Raw genomic sequence first — 8,619 nt, 5'->3', positions numbered from 1 at the left:
CCGCCCCCCCACCCGACCCATGGCCCCGATCGGCGATGCCGACATCCGGCTTCTGCGCGTGTTCCGGACGGTGGTGGAGTGCGGCGGCTTTTCCGCCGCCGAGGTGGAACTGAACATCAGCCGGGCGGCAATCAGCCAGCACATGGCGGATCTCGAACGGCGGCTTGGCCTGACGCTGTGCCGACGCGGGCGGGCGGGTTTCCGGCTGACCGACGAAGGGCATCTGGCCTATGAGGCGACGCTGCGCCTGCTGGCCAGCACCGAGAGTTTCCGCAGCGAGATCAATACCCTGCATGGCCGCCTGCGCGGCGAATTGAACATCGGGATCACCGACAACCTCGTCACCATGCCGCAGATGCGGGTGACGCACGCCCTTCGCGGCCTGAAGCGGCTGGCGCCCGAGGTCCGCGTCAACATCCGCATGATTCCGCCCAACGAGATCGAGCGGGGCGTGCTGGACGGGCAGTTGCACGTCGGCGTCGTCCCGGTCCGCAGAGGTCTGCCCGGGTTGGCCGGTCTTCCGCTTTACCAGGAGGAATCGCTGCTCTATTGCGGCGATGGCCATCCGCTGTTCGACCGACCCGAGGAAACGGTGACGCGCGAGGCGGTGGAGGCGGCCGACGCCGTGGCGCCGACCCAGGCGCAGCTTCCCCATGAGCTGAACAACACCGCGACGGCCACCGATCGCGAAGGGGTGGCGTTCCTGATCCTCACCGGCTGCTATGTCGGCTTCCTGCCCACCCATTATGCCCGGCAGTGGGTCGAGCGCGGCATGATGCGGGCGCTGCTGCCCGACACCTTCCATCATGCCCTGGAGTTCCAGGTGGTGACGAAGAAGGGCGCCCAACCGAATCTGGTGCTGGAGCGGTTCCTGGATGTCTGGCGCGGGAACGCGGACGGCAAGGGCATGGGTGCCGAAATGATGCTCCCCTGAGGTGCGCGGGCCGGTCTGGTCCGTCTCGCCGCTTCGGCGCCGCCCTCCATGTCCATCATTCCCAAGGCGCTGACCGCCTTCCGCGAGGCGCATCCCGACATCGTCGTGCGGTCGCTGGTGCGACGGGGCGGCCGGTCGCACCAGCGACCGCCGATCAGCCCCTGTTCGCGGAACAGGAGAGGTCCGTCAGGTGATCGGTCATGGTCGTGTGGTTTCCGCTGCGGGTATTCTGGAAGGGATCGGCGTCACGACAGGGCCGACAGCACGGCGGCGGTGATCGCGTCCGTCTTTTCCTTGCCGGGAACCGTGCCGATGCCGCGGCCGGTGGTGTCGCCCAGTGCCGCCATCACGCGGTCGGCGGCGGTCTTCTCCCCCAGATGCTCCAGCATCATCGCGCCCGACCAGATGGCGGCGATGGGGTTGGCGATGCCGAGATGGGCGATGTCGGGGGCCGAGCCGTGCACCGGCTCGAACATCGACGGCGCCTCGCGGTCGGGGTTCAGGTTGGCCGAGGCGGCGAAGCCCAGCCCGCCTTGGATCGCCGCGCCCAAATCGGTCAGGATGTCGCCGAACAGGTTGGAGGCGACGACGACGTCGAGGCTTTCCGGCGCCGTCACCATGCGCGCGGCCATGGCGTCGACGTGATAGCTGGTGACCTCGACGTCCGGGTGTTCGGCGGCCAGTTGGCGGGTGATCTCGTCCCAGAACACCATCGAATATTTCTGGGCGTTCGACTTGGTGACGGAGGCCAGCTTGCCGCGGCGGGCACGGGCCTGGGCGAAGGCGAAGCGCAGGATCCGCTCCACCCCCATGCGGGTGAAGACGCCGGTCTCCACCGCCACCTCATGCGGCGTTCCCTGATGGATGCGCCCGCCGGCGCCGGCATATTCGCCCTCGGTGTTCTCGCGGATGCACAGGATGTCGAAGCCGCCGCGGCGCAGCGGCCCTTCCACCCCCGGCAGCAGCCGGTGCGGGCGGACGTTGGCGTACTGGTCGAACGCCTTGCGGATCGGCAGCAGCAGCCCGTGCAGCGACACCGCGTCCGGCACCTCCGCCGGCCAGCCGACGGCACCCAGCAGGATGGCGTCGTATTTGCGCAGCGTGTCGATGCCGTCGGCCGGCATCATGGCGCCGGTTTCCTTGTAATGGGCGCAGGACCAGGGCATCTCGGTGCCGTTCAACGCGAAGCCGGATTGCTTCGCCACGGCCTGCAGGACTTCCCAGGCGGCATCGACCACGGGATGCCCGATGCCGTCGCCCTTGATGATCGCAATGTTGTGGGTTTTCATCGAACGTTCCCTATCGGTTTTCATCGAGTTACAGGCCGACCAGCACGCTTTTGCTGCGGCGGTTGGCGAGATAGGCCTCGCGCCCCAGATCGTTGCCAATGCCGGAACGCTTGTAGCCGCCGGTCGGCAGGATGTGGTCGCGCGAGCGGCCATAGCGGTTGACCCACACCGTCCCGGCCTGGAGCCGCCGGGTCAAGCGGATGGCGCGCGACAGGTCGCCGGTGTAGAGACCGGCGGCAAGACCGTAAGTCGGATGGTCGGCCAGCGCCATCGCCTCTTCCTCGGTATCGAAGCTCTGCACGGTCAGAACCGGGCCGAAGATCTCTTCCATAACGGCGGGGAAGCTTTGATCGACACCGGCCAGCAGGGTCGGCGCGTAGAAATACCCCTCGCCGTCCGTTAGCGCCCCGCCGGCCAGGCACTCCACCGAACCCGAGGCAATCGCATATGGGACTTTTCCGGGCAGGTCCCATTGCTGCGTTCCTGAACATCCCTATTGATATTTAAAACGTCATTATGCATATTCTGAACATAGTTCCAGATGTATCAGCGTGGTATGCAGGATGATCACGGCTTCGCAGATGCGCGCCGCTCGGGCGCTCCTGGGGATCGACCAGAAGACACTCGCCGAAATGGCCGGACTGTCCGTCCCGACCATTCAGCGCATGGAGGCGAGCGACGGAAATGTGCGTGGCGTGGTCGACAGCCTGACCAAGGTGGTCGATGCCCTCACCCAGGCCGGGATCGAACTGATCGGCGAGAATGCGCAGAGCATCGCCGGCGGCCGAGGCGTCCGGCTGAGGACACCGACGGAAAAATCCTGACGCCACACCCGATCGAACCTGCGACGGCGACCGCCGACCTGATGCCGACGATCCCGCCGCCTTATTGAAGGCCGCCGGACAGATGACAGCCCGAACCGAACCGATTTCCCAACCTCGTCAGCCCAGTTTTGCCGAATTGTTCACCCCGAAGCTCGTCACAATTCTGCGCGAGGGGTACGGATTATCGAATTTCCGCGCCGATGCGATCGCCGGGCTGACGGTGGCCATCGTCGCGCTTCCGCTTTCCATGGCGATCGCCATCGCGTCGGGCGCGTCGCCGGCCCAGGGGCTCTACACCGCGATCTTCGGCGGCCTTCTGGTGTCCGCTCTCGGCGGCAGCCGGTTCCAGATCGGCGGCCCCGCCGGCGCCTTCATCGTTCTGGTCGCCGCCACGGTCCAGGCACACGGCATGGACGGGCTGATCCTCGCCACCATGCTGTCCGGCCTGATCCTGGCGGCCATCGGCTTTCTGCAGTTGGGCACCTACATCAAGTTCATGCCCTATCCGGTGACGGTCGGCTTCACCGCCGGCATCGCCGTCATCATCTTCGCCAGTCAGATCAAGGATCTGCTCGGGCTGACCCTGGGTGTGCCGGAGCCGGGGCCGCTGCTCGACAAGCTGCCGGTGCTGTGGTCGAGCCTGCCGACGGCGAAACCTGCGGCGGTCGGGCTGGCGCTGGCGTCGATCGGCATCATTACCGGTCTGAAGATTCTGCGGCCCCATTGGCCGGGCATGCTGATCGCGGTCGCCGGGAGTGCGGCGGTGACCGCCGGTCTCGGCCTGGAGGTCGCGACGATCGGCACGGATTTCGGCGGCATTCCGCCGGGTCTGCCGATGCCGAGCCTGCCGGCCATCACCCTGGACAAGATCCAGGCGGTCCTGCCGAGCGCCGTGTCGTTCGCGCTGCTCGGCTCCATCGAATCGCTGCTCTCGGCGGTGGTCGCCGACGGCATGACCGGGCGTCGCCATCGTTCCAACTGCGAACTGGTCGGGCAGGGCGCCGCCAATATCGCCTCGGCCCTGTTCGGAGGATTCTGCGTCACCGGCACCATCGCCCGCACGGCGACCAATGTTCGCGCCGGTGCCCATGGGCCGGTTTCCGGCATGCTGCATTCGGTGTTCCTGCTGGTCTTCGTGCTGGTCGCGGCACCGCTGGCCAGCTTCATTCCGCTGGCCAGCCTTGCCGGCGTGCTGGCGGTCGTGTCCTGGAACATGGTCGAGAAGCCGGCCTTCGCGCTGTTGCTGCGCTCCTCGCGCGGGGACGCCGCGGTCCTGCTGTCGACCTTCCTGCTCACCATCTTCCGCGGTCTGTCGGAAGCCATCGTCATCGGCTTCGCGCTCGGTTCGGTGCTGTTCATCCATCGCATGTCGAAGGTGACCGCGATCGAGAGCCAGACCCCGTTCGTCGCCGAGGATCGGCCTGACGGTGCCTCCTCCGCCCGCACGCCCTACAATGAAGCCGCCGCCGATCCCGATGTGGTCATCTACCGCATCTCCGGCGTGTTCTTCTTCGGCGCGGCGGCCTCCATCGGTTCGGTGCTCGACCGCATCGCCGACACGCATCGGGTGCTGATCGTCGATTTCGGCGCCGTGCCGTTTCTCGATTCCACCGCCGCCAACACCATCGAAGGGCTGGCGCACAAGGCGGCCCGGCGCGGCGTGAAAGTGATCCTGACCGGGACCAGCCACGCGCTGCGGCAGGACCTGTTCAACCATGGCCTCAAGCCGCCTCTCGTCACTTATGAACGGACGATCGAGGTCAGCCTGCGCAAGCTGCGGCGGAGCGATGGGCGTATAACCGCCGGGGCGGACACATCCGCCGAGACGTGGCGGGGCAACGAAGGGTAGGATCGCCTATTGTCCGGCACGGGAGGCGGGCGCCGTGAAAGCGGTGCCCTCTCCGCGGCAAAGGGGGGCGTCATGAGAAAGCTGCTGATCGCACTGGCCGTCATCGTCGGTATGGTCGTCGTCGCGGTGGCCGCTTTGCCCTTTGTCCTGACCGGGGATTTCATTGCCCAGCGCATCACCGCGGCGGTGAAGGAGCGCACCGGCCGCGACCTCGATCTCCGGATCGCCTCGGTATCGCTGTTCCCGCGGCTGAAAGCGGCGGTCGCATCGGCGGCCCTGTCCGATGTGCCCGGCAGCGGACGCCCGCCGATGGTCGAGGTCGGGAACGCCGAGTTGGAACTGCCGCTGTGGCCTCTGCTGCACGGCACCGTCGAACTGGAGCGTCTGCATGTCGATGGCCTGCGGGCCAATCTGGTGGTGGATGCCGGAGGGCGCGGCAACTGGGACTTTGGCGGCCAGGGCGCCGGTAAGGGCAATGAGCCTGCCGGCCCGCAAGGGCAGAAGCCCCAAGAGCTTCCCGACCTGCGCTTGGGCGACGTCCGCATCGGCAATGTCGCGGCCGGCTACACCGACCAGCGGTCCGGCCAGTCCATCGCCCTGTCGGATGGGTCGCTGGTCGTGGCGATGCCTGATCTCGATACGCCGGCTCATATCGAAGGCCATGCCGCGGTCAATGGCCGTGCGCTGACCCTGACGGCCCAGGTCGACTCCCCCCGCGCGCTCGCCGCAGGCAAGCCGACGGCGGCACGCGGTCGGCTGGCATCCGACCTGTTCGAGGTCAAGCTGGATGCGAAACCGGAGGCCGATGGGCGCACCGGCGGGCCGCTGTCGGCGTCGGTGCCTGATGTTACCGCACTGGCGGCTTGGCTCGGGGTTCCGAACGCTGGGACGCTGCCGGTGCGGACGGTCCATCTCACCGGCAAGGCCGGCCTCGGTGGGCCGCAGGCGTCGCTGGACGATTTCAATCTGGCGCTCGACGACGTCAAGGCGAGCGGTGCGGTGAGCGCCGACTGGTCGGGCAAGGTGCCGGCCGTGACGCTGCGGGCGTCGGTCGATCCGATCGACCTCGACCGCTTTCTTCCCGCCCCCGCCCCGGCTGCGCCGGCCCAGGGACCCGCGCCGGGTTCCGCGGACGCCGGCTGGAGCGACGAGCCGATCGACGTTTCACCGTTGCGGCGTCTGAACCTGGACGCGGTCGTCGACAGCAAAGGGACCCGAATCCGGGGCATCGGGATCGGGCCCACCCGGACCACCATCATTCTTCGGGACGGCGTTCTGGCGGTCGATGTGCCGGACCTTCCCGCCTTCGGCGGCCATACCGGCAGCGGCCTGAGGGTGGACGCCACGAAGCAGCCGGCGAGCTATGCGCTGAAGATGACCGCCAACGGCCTGCAGGCCGAACAGGTGTTGGCGACCTTCGCCGGGACCAACGTGATCCGCGGCACCACCGCGCTGGACATCGACGTGACCTCGGCCGGCGGCAGCCAGAAGGCGCTGGTGTCCGCCCTGATGGGGACGGCCCACATCCTGTTCCGCGACGGCGCGCTGCGGGGGATCAACATCGCGGCGATCCTGCGCGATCCGGTCGCCGCCGCCACCGGACAGATGCAGGCCGCGGCACGGGAAACCGACTTCGCCGAGTTCGGGGGCAACTTCCGCCTCGATCACGGCGTGGCCCGCACCGGCGACCTGCGCATGCTGGCGCCGATCTTCCGCGTGGAGGGACAAGGCACGGTGTCGCTGCCGGATCGGCGGCTGGACCTCCGCCTCGAACCGACGGTGACGTCGAGTCTGAAGGGGCAGGGCGGGCAGTTCCAGCAAGCCGGCGTGACGGTCCCCGTCCTGGTGACGGGGAGCTTCGGCGCACCTTCGATCCAGCCCGATTTCAGTGGGGTCGCCCTGTCCGCCATCAAGGACCCGGCGAAGGCCGCGGAGGCGGTGAGGCGGCTGAAGGAAGGCGCCTCTCCGGCCGACATCCTCGGCGGCGTCCTCGGCTCGGGCAATTCCGGCAAGGCCGACAAGCCGGCGGGAAACCTCCCCCTGCCGATTCCGGGCGGTCAGTTGCCTCCGGCCCTCAAGGACCTGTTCGGCCGGTGAAGCGCCCGGAGGCCGCAATCCGCAGCGTGGCGGGGCAATAATACGAACGGAAGGGCGGATATGACCATCGCGGCGGTCCGCTGCCCTGTCGCCAGTTGCCGTGACGGTCCAGCGCCTTATGATCCTGGGCAATGACCGCCTGGACGGTCTCGCAAGATGAGGGTTCGGGACATGAGTGACGCATCAACCGCCGGCTGGATCGAGTTGACGGCGGCGGACGGCCACCGGCTGCGCGCCTATCGGGCGCCGGCCAAGGGCGAGGAGATCGGGCGACTGATCGTGGCGCCGGAGATTTTCGGCATCAACCACCACATCCGCAGCGTCTGCGACGGCTTTGCCCAGCAGGGCTTCACCACCGTGGCGCCGGACCTGTTCGACCGGGCCGAACGCGGGGTGGAACTGCCCTATGACGACGCCGGCATCCAGAGGGGCATCGCGCTGAAGGGCGCGGTGGCGACCGCCGATGCCCTGCAGGACGTCGCCGCGGCGCTGGCCTATCTGGGCGGTGACGGGTCGGCCGCCATCGTCGGCTATTGCTGGGGCGGCAGCATCGCCTGGGCGGCGGCCTCGGCCCTGCCGGTGCGCGCGGCCATCGGCTATTACGGCGGGGAGATCGGCAAGACGCTGGACAGCGCCCCGCGCGTGCCGACCCTGCTTCATTTCGGCGAGCAGGACCACGCCATCCCGCTGTCGGTCGCCGAAGGGGTAAGCGCGCGCTATCCGTGGGTGCCGGTGCATGTCTATCCGGCTGGCCATGGCTTCAACTGCGACGAGCGGGGGAGCTTCCATCCGGAAAGTGCGGTGCTGGCGCTTCGCCGGACCGTTGGACTGCTGCGGGCCGTGTTCTGACCGGAGCTTGCCGAGCTTCCTTCCGCCGCCTGTCCTTATGAGATCCCAGCCGGATCGGCCAGCGGCGGAAGGCCAGCAGCCCGATGCAGATCAGCGCATAGATCAGCGGCGCCGTCTGCCAGCCCTTCACCAGCATGATGAAGTGCAGGCAGCCGGCCAGCCCGGCAATGAACACACCCTTGTGGAGGGCGCGCCAGCGCTTTCCGCCCAGCCGCTTGACCATGCCGTCGGTGGAGGTGGCGGCCAGCGCTGTCAGGATCAGGAAGGCGCCCATGCCGACCGTGATGTAGGGCCGCTTGACGATGTCCTTCCAGATCGCCGCCCAGTCGAAGAACTGGTCCAGCCCGATATAGGTGGACAGGTGGACGCAGGCGTAGAAGAAGGCGAACAGCCCCAGCATCCGGCGGAAGCGCGCCAGCCCGGCCAGCCCCGTCAGCATGCGCAGCGGCGTCAGCGCCAGCGCGATCAGCAGGAAGCGCAGGGCCCAGAGTCCGCTGGCCTTGACGCTTTCCAGCACCGGCTCCGCCCCCAACTCGCCGGTGTAGGCGAGCCAGACGGTCCAGACCAGGGGAACCAGGGCGGCGGTGAAGACGACCGGCTTGGCCCAGCGGGACGCAAGGGCGGCGTTGGCGGCGGCGCGCCAATCGACGCCGCCTGCGGTGGCCATGGGAGCGGGCATGGTCAGAAATTCGCCTTCAGGTCCATCCCGGCATAGAGCGACGCGACCTCTTCGCCATAGCCGTTGAAGGGCTGCGTCTTGCGGCGGGGGAAATTTTC

8 protein-coding genes are annotated in these 8,619 nt (G+C 68.0%); 5 read left to right on the top strand and 3 right to left on the bottom strand.

Annotated features, from left to right (window positions below; all coding sequences use genetic code 11):
• Positions 1 to 19: 19 nt before the first annotated feature.
• Entirely contained in the window at positions 20 to 934 is a 915-nt protein-coding gene (locus TSO5_RS28635; protein WP_109154795.1) for a LysR family transcriptional regulator, read from the top strand.
• Positions 935 to 1,179: 245 nt separating this feature from the next.
• Here TSO5_RS28635 and TSO5_RS28625 read toward each other — a convergent pair whose 3' ends face one another.
• Entirely contained in the window at positions 1,180 to 2,223 is a 1,044-nt protein-coding gene (locus TSO5_RS28625; RefSeq protein WP_109154794.1) for a tartrate dehydrogenase, read from the bottom strand.
• A 28-nt stretch (positions 2,224 to 2,251) separates the two neighbouring features.
• The gene (locus TSO5_RS28620) at positions 2,252 to 2,650 is read right to left on the bottom strand and encodes an aldehyde dehydrogenase family protein (RefSeq protein WP_247871007.1); all 399 of its coding nucleotides are present in this window, start codon (positions 2,648 to 2,650) and stop codon (positions 2,252 to 2,254) included.
• A gap of 136 nt (positions 2,651 to 2,786) precedes the next feature.
• Between TSO5_RS28620 and TSO5_RS28615 the strand changes: the two genes are divergently transcribed.
• The 4 genes from TSO5_RS28615 (at position 2,787) to TSO5_RS28600 (ending at position 7,842) form a co-directional block, all read left to right on the top strand.
• Complete coding sequence (locus TSO5_RS28615; RefSeq protein WP_085086208.1) at positions 2,787 to 3,047, top strand: helix-turn-helix transcriptional regulator; 261 nt, start codon at positions 2,787 to 2,789, stop codon at positions 3,045 to 3,047.
• A 136-nt stretch (positions 3,048 to 3,183) separates the two neighbouring features.
• The gene (locus TSO5_RS28610) at positions 3,184 to 4,896 is read left to right on the top strand and encodes a SulP family inorganic anion transporter (RefSeq protein ID WP_247871006.1); all 1,713 of its coding nucleotides are present in this window, start codon (positions 3,184 to 3,186) and stop codon (positions 4,894 to 4,896) included.
• A gap of 72 nt (positions 4,897 to 4,968) precedes the next feature.
• A complete protein-coding gene (locus TSO5_RS28605; RefSeq protein WP_109154793.1) occupies positions 4,969 to 6,993 on the top strand; it encodes an AsmA family protein in 2,025 nt (674 codons plus the stop codon).
• Between the two features lie 171 nt (positions 6,994 to 7,164).
• The gene (locus tag TSO5_RS28600) at positions 7,165 to 7,842 is read left to right on the top strand and encodes a dienelactone hydrolase family protein (RefSeq protein ID WP_109154792.1); all 678 of its coding nucleotides are present in this window, start codon (positions 7,165 to 7,167) and stop codon (positions 7,840 to 7,842) included.
• Here TSO5_RS28600 and TSO5_RS28595 read toward each other — a convergent pair.
• The gene (locus tag TSO5_RS28595; RefSeq protein WP_247871005.1) at positions 7,754 to 8,521 is read right to left on the bottom strand and encodes a protein-methionine-sulfoxide reductase heme-binding subunit MsrQ; all 768 of its coding nucleotides are present in this window, start codon (positions 8,519 to 8,521) and stop codon (positions 7,754 to 7,756) included. The genes TSO5_RS28600 and TSO5_RS28595 overlap by 89 nt on opposite strands.
• Positions 8,522 to 8,619: the final 98 nt, after the last annotated feature.

It is taken from the genome of Azospirillum sp. TSO5, from assembly GCF_003116065.1.
Lineage (GTDB): Bacteria > Pseudomonadota > Alphaproteobacteria > Azospirillales > Azospirillaceae > Azospirillum.
Note: the sequence above shows the minus strand (reverse complement) of the source record. Positions and strands in the feature narration are given on the sequence as shown.

Bases quoted from the DNA above. Each gene is read 5' to 3' on its own strand.
- TSO5_RS28600 (WP_109154792.1), top strand. From the start codon at position 7,165: ATGAGTGACGCATCAACCGCCGGCTGGATCGAGTTGACGGCGGCGGAC.
- TSO5_RS28605 (WP_109154793.1), top strand. From the start codon at position 4,969: ATGAGAAAGCTGCTGATCGCACTGGCCGTCATCGTCGGTATGGTCGTC.
- TSO5_RS28615 (WP_085086208.1), top strand. From the start codon at position 2,787: ATGATCACGGCTTCGCAGATGCGCGCCGCTCGGGCGCTCCTGGGGATC.
- TSO5_RS28625 (WP_109154794.1), bottom strand. From the start codon at position 2,223: ATGAAAACCCACAACATTGCGATCATCAAGGGCGACGGCATCGGGCAT.
- TSO5_RS28635 (WP_109154795.1), top strand. From the start codon at position 20: ATGGCCCCGATCGGCGATGCCGACATCCGGCTTCTGCGCGTGTTCCGG.
- TSO5_RS28595 (WP_247871005.1), bottom strand. From the start codon at position 8,521: ATGCCCGCTCCCATGGCCACCGCAGGCGGCGTCGATTGGCGCGCCGCC.